This window comes from Halorubrum trueperi (assembly GCF_042662525.1).
GTDB classification, from domain to species: Archaea; Halobacteriota; Halobacteria; order Halobacteriales; family Haloferacaceae; genus Halorubrum; species Halorubrum trueperi.
The window spans coordinates 36,223-51,980 of sequence record NZ_JBHSXI010000008.1; the positions used below are offsets into that span (position 1 = coordinate 36,223).

At 58.6% G+C, this 15,758-nt stretch carries 15 protein-coding genes and 3 pseudogenes; 9 read left to right on the plus strand and 9 right to left on the minus strand.

Annotation, left to right across the window (positions count from 1 at the left end):
• Positions 1-91 precede the first annotated feature (91 nt).
• From ACFQEY_RS06725 to ACFQEY_RS06740, 4 genes are read left to right on the plus strand one after another with little or no spacing between them, the layout of a single operon-like run.
• Positions 92-1,015 carry an ABC transporter permease gene (locus tag ACFQEY_RS06725; RefSeq protein ID WP_379766213.1) on the plus strand — a complete coding sequence of 308 codons (924 nt, stop codon included), beginning with the start codon at positions 92-94 and terminating at the stop codon, positions 1,013-1,015.
• Positions 1,015-2,049 (plus strand): ABC transporter ATP-binding protein, encoded by a 1,035-nt coding sequence (locus tag ACFQEY_RS06730; RefSeq protein ID WP_379766216.1) that lies wholly within the window; start codon positions 1,015-1,017, stop codon positions 2,047-2,049. The genes ACFQEY_RS06725 and ACFQEY_RS06730 overlap by 1 nt, the downstream gene beginning before the upstream one ends.
• A complete protein-coding gene (locus tag ACFQEY_RS06735; protein ID WP_379766219.1) occupies positions 2,042-3,076 on the plus strand; it encodes an ABC transporter ATP-binding protein in 1,035 nt (344 codons plus the stop codon). Before ACFQEY_RS06730 ends, ACFQEY_RS06735 begins: the two co-directional genes overlap by 8 nt.
• Positions 3,069-4,058: an ABC transporter permease gene (locus ACFQEY_RS06740; RefSeq protein ID WP_379766222.1), complete on the plus strand. Its 990-nt coding sequence runs from the start codon at positions 3,069-3,071 to the stop codon at positions 4,056-4,058. Before ACFQEY_RS06735 ends, ACFQEY_RS06740 begins: the two co-directional genes overlap by 8 nt.
• 78 nt (positions 4,059-4,136) lie before the next feature.
• On the opposite strand, the pseudogene ACFQEY_RS06745 reads toward ACFQEY_RS06740, so the two are convergent.
• Positions 4,137-5,737: pseudogene (locus ACFQEY_RS06745) on the minus strand (gamma-glutamyltransferase family protein).
• A 216-nt stretch (positions 5,738-5,953) separates the two neighbouring features.
• Between ACFQEY_RS06745 and ACFQEY_RS06750 the strand changes: the two are divergent.
• The gene (locus tag ACFQEY_RS06750) at positions 5,954-6,724 is read left to right on the plus strand and encodes a creatininase family protein (protein WP_379766225.1); all 771 of its coding nucleotides are present in this window, start codon (positions 5,954-5,956) and stop codon (positions 6,722-6,724) included.
• 30 nt (positions 6,725-6,754) lie between these two features.
• Here the strand turns inward: ACFQEY_RS06750 and ACFQEY_RS06755 are convergent, their stop codons facing one another.
• Positions 6,755-7,129 (minus strand): Rid family detoxifying hydrolase, encoded by a 375-nt coding sequence (locus ACFQEY_RS06755; RefSeq protein WP_379766228.1) that lies wholly within the window; start codon positions 7,127-7,129, stop codon positions 6,755-6,757.
• Between the two features lie 533 nt (positions 7,130-7,662).
• On the opposite strand from ACFQEY_RS06755, the gene ACFQEY_RS06760 reads away from it, so the two are divergent.
• On the plus strand, positions 7,663-7,995 hold the full coding sequence (locus tag ACFQEY_RS06760) for a bacterio-opsin activator domain-containing protein (RefSeq protein WP_379766624.1): 333 nt from the start codon (positions 7,663-7,665) through the stop codon (positions 7,993-7,995).
• Between the two features lie 11 nt (positions 7,996-8,006).
• Complete coding sequence (locus ACFQEY_RS06765; protein WP_379766231.1) at positions 8,007-8,174, plus strand: helix-turn-helix domain-containing protein; 168 nt, start codon at positions 8,007-8,009, stop codon at positions 8,172-8,174.
• 62 nt (positions 8,175-8,236) lie between these two features.
• On the opposite strand, the gene ACFQEY_RS06770 is transcribed toward ACFQEY_RS06765, so the two are convergent.
• The 3 genes and pseudogenes from ACFQEY_RS06770 to ACFQEY_RS06780 all read right to left on the minus strand — a co-directional run bounded on the left by ACFQEY_RS06770 (position 8,237) and on the right by ACFQEY_RS06780 (position 9,135).
• The gene (locus ACFQEY_RS06770) at positions 8,237-8,638 is read right to left on the minus strand and encodes a sensor histidine kinase (protein WP_379766627.1); all 402 of its coding nucleotides are present in this window, start codon (positions 8,636-8,638) and stop codon (positions 8,237-8,239) included.
• Positions 8,615-8,947 (minus strand): annotated as a pseudogene (locus tag ACFQEY_RS06775) (histidine kinase dimerization/phospho-acceptor domain-containing protein); the annotation flags it as partial. The pseudogene ACFQEY_RS06775 and the gene ACFQEY_RS06770, both read right to left, overlap by 24 nt.
• Positions 8,872-9,135 carry a PAS domain-containing protein gene (locus tag ACFQEY_RS06780; protein ID WP_379766234.1) on the minus strand — a complete coding sequence of 88 codons (264 nt, stop codon included), beginning with the start codon at positions 9,133-9,135 and terminating at the stop codon, positions 8,872-8,874. The pseudogene ACFQEY_RS06775 and the gene ACFQEY_RS06780, both read right to left, overlap by 76 nt.
• A 124-nt stretch (positions 9,136-9,259) precedes the next feature.
• Between ACFQEY_RS06780 and ACFQEY_RS06785 the strand changes: the two genes are divergently transcribed.
• A protein-coding gene (locus tag ACFQEY_RS06785) for an IS630 family transposase (RefSeq protein ID WP_379766237.1) occupies positions 9,260-10,281 on the plus strand; the annotation gives its coding sequence in 2 pieces (ribosomal slippage) (positions 9,260-9,764 and positions 9,764-10,281; 1,023 coding nt in all).
• A 117-nt stretch (positions 10,282-10,398) separates the two neighbouring features.
• Positions 10,399-10,697 (plus strand): annotated as a pseudogene (locus tag ACFQEY_RS06790) (RNA polymerase subunit sigma-70); the annotation flags it as partial.
• A 604-nt stretch (positions 10,698-11,301) separates the two neighbouring features.
• On the opposite strand, the gene ACFQEY_RS06795 reads toward ACFQEY_RS06790, so the two are convergent.
• Genes ACFQEY_RS06795 through ACFQEY_RS06810 form a run of 4 tightly spaced genes read right to left on the minus strand, consistent with a single transcriptional unit; the run spans position 11,302 to position 15,448 of the window.
• Positions 11,302-12,471 carry an ABC transporter ATP-binding protein gene (locus ACFQEY_RS06795; protein ID WP_379766629.1) on the minus strand — a complete coding sequence of 390 codons (1,170 nt, stop codon included), beginning with the start codon at positions 12,469-12,471 and terminating at the stop codon, positions 11,302-11,304.
• 2 nt (positions 12,472-12,473) lie between these two features.
• Positions 12,474-13,358, minus strand: a complete 885-nt coding sequence (locus ACFQEY_RS06800; protein ID WP_379766240.1) for a carbohydrate ABC transporter permease — start codon at positions 13,356-13,358, stop codon at positions 12,474-12,476.
• 1 nt (position 13,359) lies between these two features.
• The gene (locus ACFQEY_RS06805; RefSeq protein WP_379766242.1) at positions 13,360-14,244 is read right to left on the minus strand and encodes a carbohydrate ABC transporter permease; all 885 of its coding nucleotides are present in this window, start codon (positions 14,242-14,244) and stop codon (positions 13,360-13,362) included.
• Positions 14,245-14,260: 16 nt separating this feature from the next.
• Positions 14,261-15,448, minus strand: coding sequence for an ABC transporter substrate-binding protein (locus tag ACFQEY_RS06810; RefSeq protein ID WP_379766632.1), 1,188 nt, complete (start codon positions 15,446-15,448; stop codon positions 14,261-14,263).
• Between the last annotated feature and the right edge of the window lie 310 nt (positions 15,449-15,758).

The window sequence follows — 15,758 nt, forward strand, 5'->3', positions numbered from 1 at the left end:
CTTCCACACCGAAGGCGAGCGCCCCGGCTCCCGTCCGATCGCATCAAAACTCTTATTGCAGTTCCTTCGTCTACTCTATGCAAGACTCTGTATGCCACTCCCAGATCGCATCTCGTCGGCCGTAACCAACCATCGACTCGTCAACCAGACGGTCGAGGGAGCAACAATAGTATTCGAGGATCGGATAAACAGGGTAGCAGCATATTCCATCTTGTTCGTCCTGCTGCTCGGCGTGTTCGGCCCCGTCCTAGCACCACACGATTACTCTGCTATCAACTCCGCCCCGGACGGTTCACTGCTTCGACTGGCACCGCCGCTCACCGGTGAGTACTTCCTAGGAACAACGGAACGGGGCGAGGACGTTCTCTCCCGTATCATGGTTGGCGCACGCCCAACGGTCATAACCGGGATACTCGGCGGGCTGTTCATCATCAGTATCGGGATGACGATCGGCGTCACTGCCGGATACATTGGCGGTTGGTACGAGACGCTTCTCATGCGGTTCACGGACTTCGTCTACGGCGTCCCGCTCATCCCGTTCGCGATCGTTCTCATCGTCTTTATGGGCGTAAATTACTGGACCACGATCCTGGTAATCGGCGTGATACTCTGGCGAGGGAACGCACGAGTGCTTCGGGCACAGGTCCTCCAGATAAAACAACGACCGTACATTCTCGCCGCAAAAGCCACGGGCGCTAGTACCCGCCGGATCGTTCTTCGACACATCCTGCCGAACATCACGAGCATGATCGTATTGTTCTTCGCGCTCGGCGTCGGATCGGCCATCCTCGTTGAGGCAAACCTCGCATTCATCGGCGTCTCTGACCCGTTCGTCCCGTCGTGGGGGATCATGGTCAGGAACGCCTACGAGGCGAATCGAATCGCCGAAGCATGGTGGTGGTCGATACCGCCCGGACTGCTCATCTCGTTGACCGTCCTCTCGACGTTTCTCCTCGGGCGGAGCATGGAGCAACTCGGTGGACAGTCGGACGAGTACACGGGAGGTGAGGTCTGATGTCCGAACCGCTCCTTGAAATCGACGGACTCGACATTCGCTACGAGACGAAGGACGGGGAAATCCACGCCGTGACCGACGCGTCGTTCGCCATCGACACGAACGAATTCTTTGGTCTGGTCGGCGAGAGCGGGTCGGGAAAGAGCACGATAGCGAAGTCGATCATCGGCGGACTCGACGACAACGGATCCGTGACGGCCGGCGAGATACGGTTTCGCGGAGAGCCGATCCACAGCATGACCGAACGGGAACTGAGTGAGCGGATTCGATGGAAGGAGATAGCATACATCCCCCAGGCCTCGATGAATAGCCTCGATCCCATCATGCGACTCGACAAACAGGCGGTAGAACTCGCGAAAGTCCACACGGACTGGAGCAAGCAGCGAGCGATAGACCGCCTGACCGAACTCTTCGAGGTCGTCGGGTTACCCGGTGAACGGATCTACGAGTACCCCCACCAGTTCTCTGGCGGGATGCAACAGCGGGCGATAATCGCGTTCAGCCTCTTTCTGGAGCCATCGCTACTCATCGCCGACGAGCCGACGACTGCACTCGACGTGATCATGCAAGACCAGATCCTCACACACCTAAAATCGATCCAGGAGGAAGAAGACGTCAGCATCGTCATGATCACGCACGACATTTCGGTCATCTTCGAGAACTGTGACTCGATGGCCGTTCTCCACGGGGGACAGGTTTCTGAACTTGGCGACGTTACCAGAATGTTCGATTCGCCTTCACATCCGTACTCCTACTTGCTGCAGCAGGCGTTTCCGGACATCAGGCATCCGAAACGCGACCTGAGCGTCATTGAGGGCCAGCCGCCACAGCTACAAGACGAAGTGGACTACTGCACCTTCGCGAACCGATGTCCGTGGAGTACAGACGAGTGTGTCGAGTCACGTCCGCCACTGCAGGCCGTCGGCGACGATAACCAGTACACCTCGTGTATTCGATACGACGAAATCGAGGAACTCGGCCACAGGTCACCGGAGAATACGCGGTCCGAAGTGGGAGGGTCCAACCATGAGTGAACCAGTGCTCGAACTGGACGGACTAGAGAAGCACTTCGTCCAGCGGGATTCGATATGGCAGACGGTCAAACACGCGTTTACCTCGTCGAGTCCGTCACGAATTAGAGCAGTCGACGACGTCTCGCTGACACTGGACGAAAACCAAGTGCAAGGGATTATCGGCGAAAGCGGGTGCGGAAAGACGACCTTACTGAAGACGCTCATTGGCTTGTACGAGCCTACGAGCGGCGATATGTACTTCAACGGGCGTCCGGTGAGTGAGTTCGAAAAGCGCGACTGGAAGGAGTTCCGTCGGCGCGTCCAGATCGTCTTTCAGGATCCCTTCAATTCGATGGACCCGAAGTACACAGTCAGAGCGACGCTCAAGGAGCAACTCGATATTCACGATATCCCATACGAGGAGGGCGATTTTCACGACATCCTGAAGCAGGTGAAACTCAGTCCGCCCGAGAAGTATCTCGACAGGTACCCACATCACTTGTCCGGCGGCGAGAAACAGCGAGTGTCGGTCGCACGCGCGTTGATTCTCGAACCGGAGGTCATTCTCGCTGACGAACCGGTGTCCATGCTGGACGTCTCGACGCAAGCGGCAATACTGCAGGACCTGCGGGACCTGACGCGGGATGTCGGCGTCTCGATGCTGTACATCTCACACGACCTCTCGACCGTCTCGTACGTCTGTGACCGGGTGAACGTCATGTACCTCGGACGCGTCGTCGAGAGTGCGGAAACCGAGGAACTGCTCGGCGAACCGAGACACCCGTACACCCAGGCGCTTATCAACGCGATTCCGATTCCCGACCCGCACTACGACCGGGAACCGATGACGATAGCCGGAACCCCGAGCGATTCGAGTGATTTACCGTCAGGCTGTCGATTCAAAGACCGGTGTCCGGACCGCATGGATGTCTGCGACGTCGCGCCGCGCCACGTCTCGCCGGCCGACGGATCGACGGCGAGCGTCGCGTGCCACCTGTACGACGACCATGATCCGGCAGAGGGGGAGGGGGTAACCGTCGATGAGTAACCTCCGATACTTCGTCAAGCGGACAGTGGTGACGGCACTGCTCATCTTCTTGGTCGCATCGGCGCTATTCCTCCTGTTCCGCTCCCTCCCGGGAAGCTATCTCGACATCCTCGTCGCGCGCGGGGCGAACGCCGAAGAACTCGAAGCGGCACAGGAAGCGTGGGGCCTCAACGACCCGCTTTACGTGCAGTACTTCGAATACATAACGAATCTCTTCACCGGTGACATGGGCAACTCGTTCAGGTACCGGACCCCCGTCATCAACGTCGTCGGAGAGGCCATCCTGAATTCCTTCTTGCTCGTCGCACCGGCGATTACGGTGGCATACATCGTGGGTTCAATCTTCGGCGGGTTCCTAGGCCGTAACAGGGGCTCGAAGAAAGAGCGTCGGGGCGTCGCAGGTATCACGATACTAGGAACGATTCCAGAATTCTTCCTCGGTATCTTCCTCCTGATCATCGGTGCCTTCTGGTTCGGTATCTTCCCGACGGGCGGCATGTCGTCGGTCCAGAACTCGGGACTTTCGACCTTGGAGATGGTTCAAACTGGAGATTTCTGGTTACACTACGCGCTTCCATTCCTCACTATCGTCGCGAAACTCGTGTACCTCCCCTCGCTCATCATGCGAACGAGCGTAGTCGAGATATCTGGGCAGGACTTCATGACCTACCACCGACTCAAGGGTCTTCCCGAGACGCGACAGCTCAGGCACATGCTCAAGCACGCTTCGCTCCCCGTCATCACCCTGTATCCGATTTCGATGGGACGTGCAATCGGCGGCATGGTCATCGTCGAGACCGTGTTCAACTGGCCCGGGGTCGGGTTCCTCCTCGTGGAGTCCGTGTTCCAACGCGATCTACCAGTCGTACAGTTCGTGTTCTTCCTCGTTGCCGTCTGGGTGATCGTCGGGAACTACCTCGTCGACATTGTGTACAGCATCATTGACCCCCGCGTCGTCGTCGAGGGCCAGGATAGCGACTAGCGGGTGTTCCGCGACGCCTCCTTGTCTATCCGTCCGGTCCGAATTCCCGGGCTCCGTTAGAATCCACACACAGTCCCGCTAGAACCCGGACGCAATTCCGTCTTTCCATGGATCTGTCACACCGGAGAGAACGCCGTCCGTGAGACGGCTGATCTGGGCACCGCCGAACTTCCGCGGTGGGAGGACGCACACCTCGTATCCGCGCCGCGAGAGTGCCGCACCGACGTGGCCCGCCAACCGTTCTTCGAGCGCCAGTCGGCCGTCCTCGAGGTATCGCCAACGTGGGGCATCGAGGGCGACCTGGAGAGGTCGCTCGTAATTGACCGGTTTGAGAGCATCTGGAGGTGTCCCTGGGGCTGCATGTACCCGCCCATCACGCCGAATGCGGCCCAGTCGTTCGAATCGAAGCGAGCGAGCCCGGGAATCAGCGTGTGAAATGGTCGTTTTCCGGGCGCGATGCAGTTCGGATGGTTCGGATCGAGCGAGAAGGACCGACAGCGATTTTGCAGGGCGACATCCGTTCACGGGACGACGACGCCACTGCCAAACCCCTTGTAGAGGGAATTGATCACGGAGACGACGTTACCTCGTTCGTCGGCGGCCGTTACGAGTACCGTGTCGCCGTCTTCGTCGGGGAATCCCGGCCAACTAGCGTCGGGTTCGCTGGCGTGGGCCGTGACCGTCCTCGCTCGTTAGCCGTCGAACGGGCGATCGTCGAGCAATGGCACGTCCTCGAAGTCAGGATCGGTGATGTGATAGTGGCCGTCGTGGTACGCGCGCTTGAACGCTTCGACGAGAGAGTGAACCCGGTCGACCGTGTTGTATCCGTGATCCCCCGATCCGAGTTCCTCGGCGATGTTGAGGGCTTCGAGTGCGATGAGGCCCTGATTGCGCGGTGGTAACTCGAAGACGGTCACGTTGCCGTACTCCGTCGATCGGGGGAAACGAACTCGGGGGAGAAGTCCCGGAGATCGTCGGCCGTGAGTAAGCTCCCTCGACGCTGGACCGCGTCGGCGATGTGTTCGGCGATCGACCCGTCGTACATCACGTCCGCACCTCGATAAGCCAGTTGCCGGAGCGTCTCACCGAGTTCGGGAACCTTCACGGTCTGCCGACTTCGGGTGGGTCACCGTCAAAGAGAAAGGTCTCACGAGCGACGTCGTCGACCAACCGATCTGCCGCCAATCGCCACTCCGCGGCGATTTGTTCTGTTACGGGGTATCCGTTCACCGCGTACTCGATCGACGATTCGAGGACGCGATCGAATGGTTTTCGGCCGAATTCGGCGACGATACGTTCCCAGCCTCTGGCTGCCCCGGGTACCGTCACGAACAGCGGTCCCACGTCCGGGATCGTCGCGTCCTCGGCCCGACGAGTTCGCGCATACGGTCGATCGTTGCTTGACCGGGTGCCCCACCGCAACCCTGTACGCCGCCGACCGCACCGTCTGCAGTTCGAAAGAGTGCGAAGATGTCACCGCCGAGACCCGTACTCATCGGCTTGACGACGGCAAGCGTCGCCGGCGCCGTGATCGCTGCATCGAACGCGTTTCCATCGTCGTGAATGACGTCGACACCTGCACTCGCTGCGAGCGGTTGACTCGTCGTGACGACGCCGCGGGGCGCGTACACCGTCGAACGCCGCGAATCGAACCGGTCTCTGTCGATCCTCGTGATTATGCCCCACGGTCTCGCTCCGCCCGGTAAAGGTTACCCGTCGTTCGGTATGGATCCGTTCCCCCGAACGCCTCGGAGATCCCCTCCCGACGTTACCGTGACGTCGCAAACGCCAACCACAATCGGCACCGCGGTGCCGACTGACGGAACAAAGAGCCTTTGTGATTGGATGTCGATCCCGGTTACATGAATTTTGGAACCCGAGATTCAGCAGTCTCGATGGCGTGGAAAACTGCGGCGGAGATTCGCGACGTCGCCCGGACACCGGGATCGGTGCTGGTCATCCCAGTCGGAAGTATCGAACAACACGGTACCCACCTCCCTGTCGCGACCGATACGGTCCTGGTATCGAACGTCAGCACCCGTGCAGCCGAACGGAGCGACATCCCCATCCTCTGTGCACCGCCCGTCTGGAGCGGGTATTCGCCCCACCACCTTCCATTCGGCGGCACGCTCACAGGAGAGTTCGATACCCTCAAATCGTTACTGGAAGAGGTTGCCACTTCCGGGCTCGAAAACGGATTCGATGGGGTCGTTTTCGTCAACGGTCACGGAGGGAACACTGCGTTGATCGACGCGACCGTGACGACAATCGGCCGACGGCACCCCGCGGTCGACGTACTTGGGTTGACGTACTTCGACCTCGCCACCGATGCCGTCACAGAAGTCAGAGACAGCGACGTCGGCGGGATGGGCCACGGCGGCGAGTTCGAGACGTCGCTCATGTTGCACCTCACTCCCGAACTCGTCCGGACGGACGCCCTCGATGGCACCGATCACGACGAACCGTACAGCAGGGGCCCGAAAGACCTGCTCGACGGGGGTGACGTATCCGTGTATCGGACCTTCGACGAGTACAGCGAAAGCGGTGCAATCGGCGATCCGACGCTCGCGACCGCTGAGAAGGGAGAAATTCTCTTCGACCGGATCGTGGCCGAACTTGCAGACCAGTTCGCCGAAGTTCACAGGCAGACGGAGCCGGCCGCATGACGAACGGAGAATTCGATTCCAGGTAGCCGCTCACACCGAGGCGACGACCTCGATCTCGACCCCGATGTCGACGGGTAACGCCGCGACTTCGTACGCGGCGCGAGCCGGATAGGGATCGGACATGTACTCTGCATAGACGTCGTTGACGGCGTCGTACGCATCCATGTCGGTGAGGAGCACCGTGGCTTTCACGACGTCGTCGAGCGAACACCCGCCCACCTCCAGAACCGCCGCAATGTTCTTGAGCGTCCGTTCCGTCTGCGCTCGTATATCGCCGTCGACAATGTCCCCGGTCTCCGAATCGATCGGACCCTGTCCGGAGACGTATATTCTGTCACCGTCGCGGATTCCCTGGGAGAACGGTCCGATACTCGGCGGTGCACTGTCGGTGTGCAGTTCCTCCATGACGGCACTTCTGGCTGGACAATATAGAGATTTCCGTTCCGGAGCGACGACACCCTCAGACAGTTCGGTCCGCGCGCGATGGACTGAACCGCAAATCCGTGCCCTTCTTCAGCAAAAATTATCAGAATTATGTCATTATTGTAACCCTCATATATTACTAATATATTATCCGAGGAGAATTTCGGCAATCACTTGGGACTATCAAGCAATCACCGACGCGTTCGAACTGCGATTGTGATTCGTCCGGATTGGTAGTGATGGGATGAAAGCCTGCTAAGTCCCCAGCGTGCGTGGTAAGGAACATGAGGTGGACACAGGCCGACATCTGAACAGCGTCAGAGAACGCGTGGGTCTGATTGGCCTCCCTGCCAAGGACGCACTATCATGGGAGGCCGCCCGGATGCCGTCAGCATCCGGGCGGCGAGCCCGAATACGTGTGGTCCCTTCACGCATAAACCGCCCTACAGGAACCATGTACTACCTCGGAATCGACCTTCATAAAGATGAATCGCACGTTGCTGTTTTGGACGACGATGTCGAGGAACGTCGTCGACACACTCGACAGCCATCCCAGCTTCCGTGCTTGGAGAGCCATCGACGGCGGAGGCCAGGCCGATTATCACGTCACTCTCGACGACGATACGCCCGAATCGCATCTCGGCTCCGTGGGCGCGCTCGTTCGATCATCGTGCGTAACGCCCGGTCACGCGGCCATCTCTTTCGAACTCGGTAGCCGAGAGTATTTGCAGCCGGCGGTAGACCGACTGAACGAACACTACGCTCCCGTCACGGTCCGATCGGTCGTCGCGGAAACGAGGGACCGGTCGGGAGCGAGACGCGCGCGCGCGTCGACCTCGACGCGCTGACCAAAAAGCAGTTGTTCGCGCTCGAAGCGGCCTACCATCAGGGTTACTTCGAGCGCCCCCGAGGACACTCCGCCGTCGAGATCACAGAGTCACTCGGGATCACGCACACGACGCTGCTACAGCACCTCCGTGTAGCACAGCGGAAGCTGCTCCGGCAGATCTTCTCGGGCGGTGGATGACGCTACGACCGACGGCGGGTGACGCCGCGGATCGAGACCAGCGTCGCGAGAGGTTCCTGGTTTCACTCGAGCCGAACGGTCTCACTCGAACCGGATATCGAATCGCGCCCCGCCGTCGAGTAGCCGTACTCGAAGATGCTGTCGACCCGGTCGGACGGGATGCCGTCGCCGTCGTCGGCGACGTAGAACCCGGATCCCTCCGCGAGCGAACCGACGGTGACGGTGACCGGTGCGTCGTTGTGGACGACGGCGTTTCGAAACAGGTTCTCGAAGATGTGATCCAGCAGCCCGATGTTAGCTTCACACCGGTGCTCGCGGTCGAGGTAGATTTCGAGACAGCCCTCCTCCGTTTCGGTGGTCGCCCACGCGGCCTCGGCGCGATCGGCGATCGTCACCGTCGTCGTATCGCCGCCGTGGCGGTGACTCATCGTGAGCGTGTGCAACTCGTCGATCATCCTCGCCATCCGATCCAGCGGCTCGACCATCGCGTTGAGGTGCTCGCTGTCGGAGGCCTTGCGGGCGCGCCTCAGTTGCCCGTTGGCGACGCTCAGCGGGTTCCGGAAGTCGTGTGACACCGCGGAGGCGAACCGGTCGAGACGCCGGTTCTGCCGCCGAAGCGTCTCGTTCGAGCGTTCGAGCTCGGCTTTGGTCGCTTTCAGTTCTCGCTCCCGTTGCTTGCGCTCCGTGACGTCGCGAGTTACCGTGACCACGCCGTCGAGGACGTCTTCGGGCGGGATCGGTGACGCGCTGCTCTCGATCCAGATCCAGTGTCCGTCACCATGCGAAACCGAAGCTCAACCGTCGCCGGAGCATCACCAGCCAGCGCGGACTCGAAGCACGCAACTGCACGCTTATTGTCATCTGGATAGATAAACTCTTCAAGCGGAGTTCCTAGGAACTCTCGTCGTGTTCGACCGAGCATCGCTTCGGTGTCAGTGACGTGAGTCATCTCTCCGTCCATCCCGAGGTGCGTGAAGATATCCGTCGTACTGTCATCGAAGGTGCGATACCGCTCTCGTATATCTGTATCTGCTCTCTTATACTAACAGCCAAAACTATTTCAATATGTGCCTGCTATTTGGAGCATGGTCAATCTGGACTCCGTCTCGGTTGAGGACCTTCGCGATGTCCTCACGGAAGTCGAGGGAAAGAAGCCGACACAACGGTTGATGGCTGCGATCAACTACCTCGAAGAAGATGGTGCGACGATGGAGGAAATCGCGCAACGGTACGGATATACAGCCGGGTGGCTCTCTCGGTGGCTAACCCGATTCGAACGGCTTGAGTCGGAGCCGTTCGAGGCTGTCGTCTACGACGAAGACCGCTCTGGAAGACCGTCTGAACTCACAGAGCAAGAGAAGCAACAGTTCAAAGAAATCTTACACGAATCGCCCGAGGACGTCGATTTGGACGCACCAGCGTGGTCCGTTCCGCTCGCTCGGAACTACCTCAAAGAGGAGTACGGCGTTGAATACAGCAACCGCCACGTCCGTCGATTACTGCGCGAGGCCGGCCTGTCGTGGAAGACAGCTAGGCCGGAGTTCTACAAATCCGATGAACGGGCACAGGAGACGTGGACGAAAGGGTTCAAAAAAAGCGCAACAACCTGGACGACAGATACACAATCGTCACAGTAGATCAAACGAGGCAGGTCCTCTCGAAACTGATCAACGCCTGGTTTCCAAAGGATGAGCGTCCGACGCTGCCGGTGACTGGTAAATGGAAAAGCCTCAAATTACTTGGCGCAACTGCCGATACCGGCGAGACGTTCTTCCTTCCGTGTGAGGTGAATTTCAACAGCGGCACGACGATCCGGTTATTAGACGCTCTTCAGACTGAATTTGGTGAGAAGCTCTGTGTCGTCTTGGATAACGCATCGTACTTCACGGCGAAGGCTGTGAAAGAATTCGTCGCTGAGACACCGATCGAATTGTGCTATTTTCCACGAGGATCTCCAGAGCTGAATCCCACGGAAGAGTGCTGGAGACGGCTCGATCGGGCACTTGGGAATCGATTGTTCCTGTCACTTGATGAACTTCGGGCGGCAGCTCTCGCTGCCCTTGACCAGATCAGATCACCAAATTCGTTTAAATACTTATGTCCTTGAGTATTAATCTGGTCGTCACACGAACGATTGGCTATCTTATCCGACCCCTGCATGACTGAACCCCTCAGCCACAGGTATTAATGATGTACCTGCTGCGGGACTCATGCGGCGTCACTCCTCGCCGTCCGTGAGCAGGACGTCGACGCCTGAGCGGCGTTCTTCGATTTCTTCGGCCTCCCCACCGCGTTCGAGCGATAGCCCTAGGACGAACTGGACGGACCGCTGCAGATCGTCCTCGAGCCACGCCGGTCACTCGAAACTGAACACGTCGAAGGCTCCCCTGCGATCCCAAGAGTGGAGACGATCGAGTATATGCACGAGCACTACACCCGGTTCCAGTCGCCGCTCGCGATGCTTGGCCGATGTACGAGGACCTCGGCCTCGGCGTCATCTACCGGGAGACAGAACAGGGGTAGCCAGCCCTGTTGGAATTCTATTCTTCGGAGGATCTTAGCAGAGCTTTCTCTGAATTGCTTTGTTGAATCCGATGACGGCGTCGGGGTAACTGTTTGAGTGCTTGTTCGAGGTTGTAGACTGCAGCGGTCAACGCGAACTCGCGGAATTCGCGATACCACGCGCGAGGATGGACAGCGTAGCCGAACCGACGCTTGATGGCCGAAAAGGCGGTCTCGGCTATCAGCGCTGGCCGTATAATTCGCTGTCCAACCGTGCGTTGTGGGCCTGATCGTAGGCAGCGAACGGCCGTTGGCGCAGCAAGGCTCGGACGCCCCCTGAACGGAGGGCGTCCCGGAGAGCTTGATCGTCATAGCCTTTGTCGCCGGCGAGACTCTCTATTTTCTCGGTGTTTCGAAGGGCGACTCGACGGCCGGTTTGCGTGTCGTGCGGCCAGTGTGTCGAGCAGTGCATATCGAGGGCGGCACACAGAGATCCAATCCACGCTCCGTGATCTCCGTTTTCGACCACTCGACGAACAGTGCTTTCGGTTTGATGATTCTAATTCTTCACATCCTCAAGTGAAGCAGCCGTTAAGCGACGACTGAATATATAACGGCGTGTTCGTTACATTGAGGGTTTGGAGGGTTTCTGCTTGACGGTAGATTGTCGCAACTCAGAGTGATAGAACGCTTCGCTTGTTTCAGCATCGAATAGGTGAAGACGTGCGGGGTCGTAAGCGACTGACACTGTCTCGCCGGCAGTGATTGGCATTCGTGGTTCTGCCTGAATGTTACACGACGTGTTCCCAACGGAACAGTGGAGGAGCAGACTGTCTCCAAGCGGCTCCCGTACGTTCACTTCGGCGTCGATCATCGGTAACTCGTCGTCCGCCTGTACATCCGAGAGGTGGAGATCTTCCGGCCGGACACCGAGAATCGCACGCTGACCGTCGGTGATTCGCGCGTCACTTGCCCCATTCTGATTCGACTTGGATTGGTCGTTCCCGGACGGGAGTGGTATGTCAAATGCTTCGTGGACAGCGCGTCCGTCCTGGATATCAACGGGGATCATATTCATCGCGGGATCGCCAATGAACTCTGCGACGAATCGATTCGCCGGGAAGTCGTACAGTACCTGTGGCTCATCGATTTGCATGATTTGCCCGTCATTCATGACGACAACGCGCTCTCCAAGGGTCATCGCTTCTGTCTGATCGTGGGTGACGTAGACCGTCGTTGTCTCAAGCGTGGAGTGAAGACGCGCCAGTTCCGCACGCATTTGGATTCGGAGTTTTGCATCGAGGTTACTGAGCGGTTCGTCCATCAGGAAGGCATCCGGGTCACGGACGATGGCGCGGCCGAGCGCCACGCGTTGCCGTTCACCACCGGACATCGCGTCGGGCTTTCGGTCGAGAAGGTCAGCGATATCGAGGGTGTCGGCCGCCTCTGTTACTCGACGGTCAATTTCCTCTTCGGTGAAGTCGCCGCTCGATTTCATCCCGAATGTGATGTTGCGTCGCCCGGTCATATGCGGGTACAACGCGTAGTTTTGGAACACCATCGCAACGTTCCGGTCTTTTGGCTCGACGGTGGTGACGTCCCGGCCGCCCATCTCTATCCGACCATCAGTTGTCGATTCAAGCCCGGCGAGTAAGCGTAGTGTCGTGCTTTTCCCGCACCCGCTCGGCCCGACGATAACGAGGAACTCGCCGTGGTTGATTTCGAGATCGATTCCGTTGACGGCGACGACGTCGCCGAACTCCTTGTGCAGGTTCTGTAGTGTTACAGTTGTCATGATTATTTTTGTTGGATACTGAACGTCTCTAACAGCGGTTTGCGGAACACGATCATCAACAGCAGCGGCGGTAGCAGGGTCAACGTTGAGCCGGCCATCACGAGCGACCATGAGAGCTGACCGCCTTGCACGTCGCCTTGCAGCAGTTGCAGTCCGACCTGTGCGACCTGATTCGCCTCCGAATCGATGATGATCAGCGGCCAGAGGTACTGGTTCCACGCGTAGACGAACATGATAATCGAGACGCCGACGAGGACGCCTTTCGACATCGGCAACAGTACGAACAGCATGAACCGGAGTGGACCGACACCGTCGAGTTTCGCCGTTTCGACGATCGAGGTCGGAATCGAGAGGAAGTGCTGACGCAAGATGAACACGGTCGTGGCGCTGGCGATGTACGGCACGGTGATTGCGAGGATGGTGTTACTCCACCCGAGGTCGTTCATCAACTGGAACAGCGGGATGAACCGCACGGGAACCGGCAACAACAGGGTAAACAGAATAACGAGGAACACGAGGTCCTTGTACGGGATGCGGTAGTAGACGATCGCCATCGCTGCGAACACGGAAACGACGAGCTTCCCGACGACGATGACGAGCGACATCGCTAATGAATTCCACATGAAGCGCCCGAACTGATAATCGACCAGCGCCTCGCGGTAGTTCTCGACGGCGTAGCTTCCCGGGAGCAGGTCGCCGAGGCTCGTGACCACACCCGTCTGTTTGGTGCTGACGATCACTGCAACGGCAATCGGGAACACCACTGCGAACACGAGCAGCCACAACTGGAGATGCGTCCCCGGCTTCGCGTCGTACGTGGTTTCGGCCGCGCTGTCGCCGCGGAGCGCGTCGGTGCACCGTTTCGCGTATTGGAGTAGCTCAACCATGTCAGGCACCGTAGTAAGAGTACTCGTCAGTCACTCGGAACTGTACGAACATCAACACGCCAACGAGCAGGAACAACACGACGGATTTGGCGGACGCAACACCGAAGTTGAAGAAGGAGAATCCCTCTTGATACAGGTCGAAGATCAGGATGTTCGTGGCGTTCGAGGGGCCGCCGCTCGTAAGCAGATCGACGAACGCGAACGTGCTGAAGAACGCGTAGATTGTGTTGATGATCACGAGGAAAAACAGCGTCGGCGTCATGATCGGCACGTACACGGAGACGAGCCGACGCAGCCCGGTGACGCCGTCGAGCTCTGCCGTCTCGGTCAAGGTGTTGGGGACGTTATTCATCGCTGCGATCATGAAGATCACGTTATACCCGATCTGTTTCCAAATCGCTGCGAGCGCGACGACGACGAACGCTTGCGGGCCGTTATTGAACCAGTCGACGTCGACGCCAAGCGCTTCGATCGGGCCGGTCAGCACGCCGAGTGTCGGATGCACGATGAACAGGAATACGAGTGCGCCGACGGCGGGTGGGAGTGCGTACGGCCAGATCACGGAAATCAAATAGAGTCCCTGTCCCGTGTCAACCTCATGAATGAGAAACGTGAGGTACAGCGAGACGGCGATGACGCCGATCACAACAACGGCGGCGAAGAGCATTGAGAGGAGTAGACTTGAGTGATACCCTGAGTCGGTCAGGAGTGTGATGTAGTTTTCGAGGCCGACAAACGTATCGCCTTGGCCGAAGCTTGAGTCGAAGAAACTCGTGCGAATGGCGAGTGCTGTCGGGTAGTACAGAAAGACGAGCGAGACGAGCAGCGTTGGCAACAATAGCAGCCCGGACTCGATCCGGCTGTCAAAAATTTCGCGTGTGGACATGCGTGTGGCTCCGCGGTCAGTTGTAGTACTCGGCCAACACGTCGTCAACCTCTGTTTTGAGCGCCTCAATCTCGGCGTCGATGTCGTCAGCGTTCAGGATGTCGACCGACTTGTTCTGGATGACTGTTTGAACGTTCCGCGCTGGACCGAGAAGCGCCCGTTTCGTTGCCGGGTTGCTTGCGTCGCCGTTCTGGAGTTGGTCAAGCGCCACGCTGTACATCGGGTTCTCTTCGAACCAGCCCTCCTCACGAAGCGCATCGACCGACGGCTGCGTAATCGGGTAATAACCCGACCCTTTGTGCCACTCGGTTTGGACCGCTGGCTGAGACATGTATTCGAGCAGCTGTCCGATCTCGGCATATCGGTCCTCGGGGAGCCCGTCGGGAACGTAGAAGGAGGCACCGCCGATCACGGGACCGACGCGAGTGTCGCTGATGCTCGGGTACGGTGCGGCGTCGACGGTGAAATCTTCGGAGTCAGCGATGAGCCCGGAGACCGAGGCAGTGCTTGTCAGCACCATCGCGGCCTCCTGTTCGATGAACAGCGAGGTCGCTTCACCCCACGCCTCGATTCCCGGGTTCGTGTAGAGGCCGTCGTCAGCCATCTCTTTCCACCACTCGTAGAGGTCGTAGGTCGCGTCTGGGGTCCGGAACTCCGAAGGTGCCCCGGCGTGGCCGTTCTCGGCATCTGTCAGCAGTTCACCTTCGAACCCGTACCACGTCTCGACGAACCACACGTGGTTCGGCCAGGTGATTCCGTACTGTGTCACGCCTTGGTCGACGAGTTGTTCCGATGCGCTGCGAACCTCAGCCAGCGTCCGTGGCGGGTCATCGGGATCGAGCCCCGCTTCCTCGAAGGCGTCCCGGTTGATGTACATAATCGCGTTCGAGTTGTTGAACGGAAGCGAAGCGAGCTCGCCGTCAACAGTGAAAAACTCCGCGACGTTATCGAGGAAGATGTCGGCGTCGAAGTCGTCTGGGAGGATCTCTTCGACAGGCCGTACCTGATCTGTGTCGAGCACTTGTTGCGCGAACAGGGAGTCTACTTGCAGCATGTCCGAGACGTTGCCGGAGTCGAACGCGGAGAGAGTGTTCGTCAGGACGTTCTCGTAGGAATCCTGAAACTCCATGTTCACGCCAATCTCCGACTGCTCTTCGAAGTTTGCCGCGATCTGATCGAGGGTTTCACCGTTCGTTCCCCCCATCGCGTGCCAAACGGTGAGTTCCTCTGCTATCGGTGAGAACTGTGTACTGGTCCCGCCGTCGTTTCCACCTAAACATCCGGCGAGACCGGTTGCTGCAACAAGCGCGCCCCCGGTCGTCGTGAGTGTGTTTCGACGTGAGATCCCAGTCGACTCATCGGTATCTGGTGCCATACATGTCTGCGTATTCGAACATCGGGTATAACCGCTGCTAATATTACTATACGCTCGTACAGATTGCTTGAGTGAGATATATATCGCTCTGCAGCACTCGGTGGTAGCCGAGAGCAATACGGATCGTTACAACCGGCCG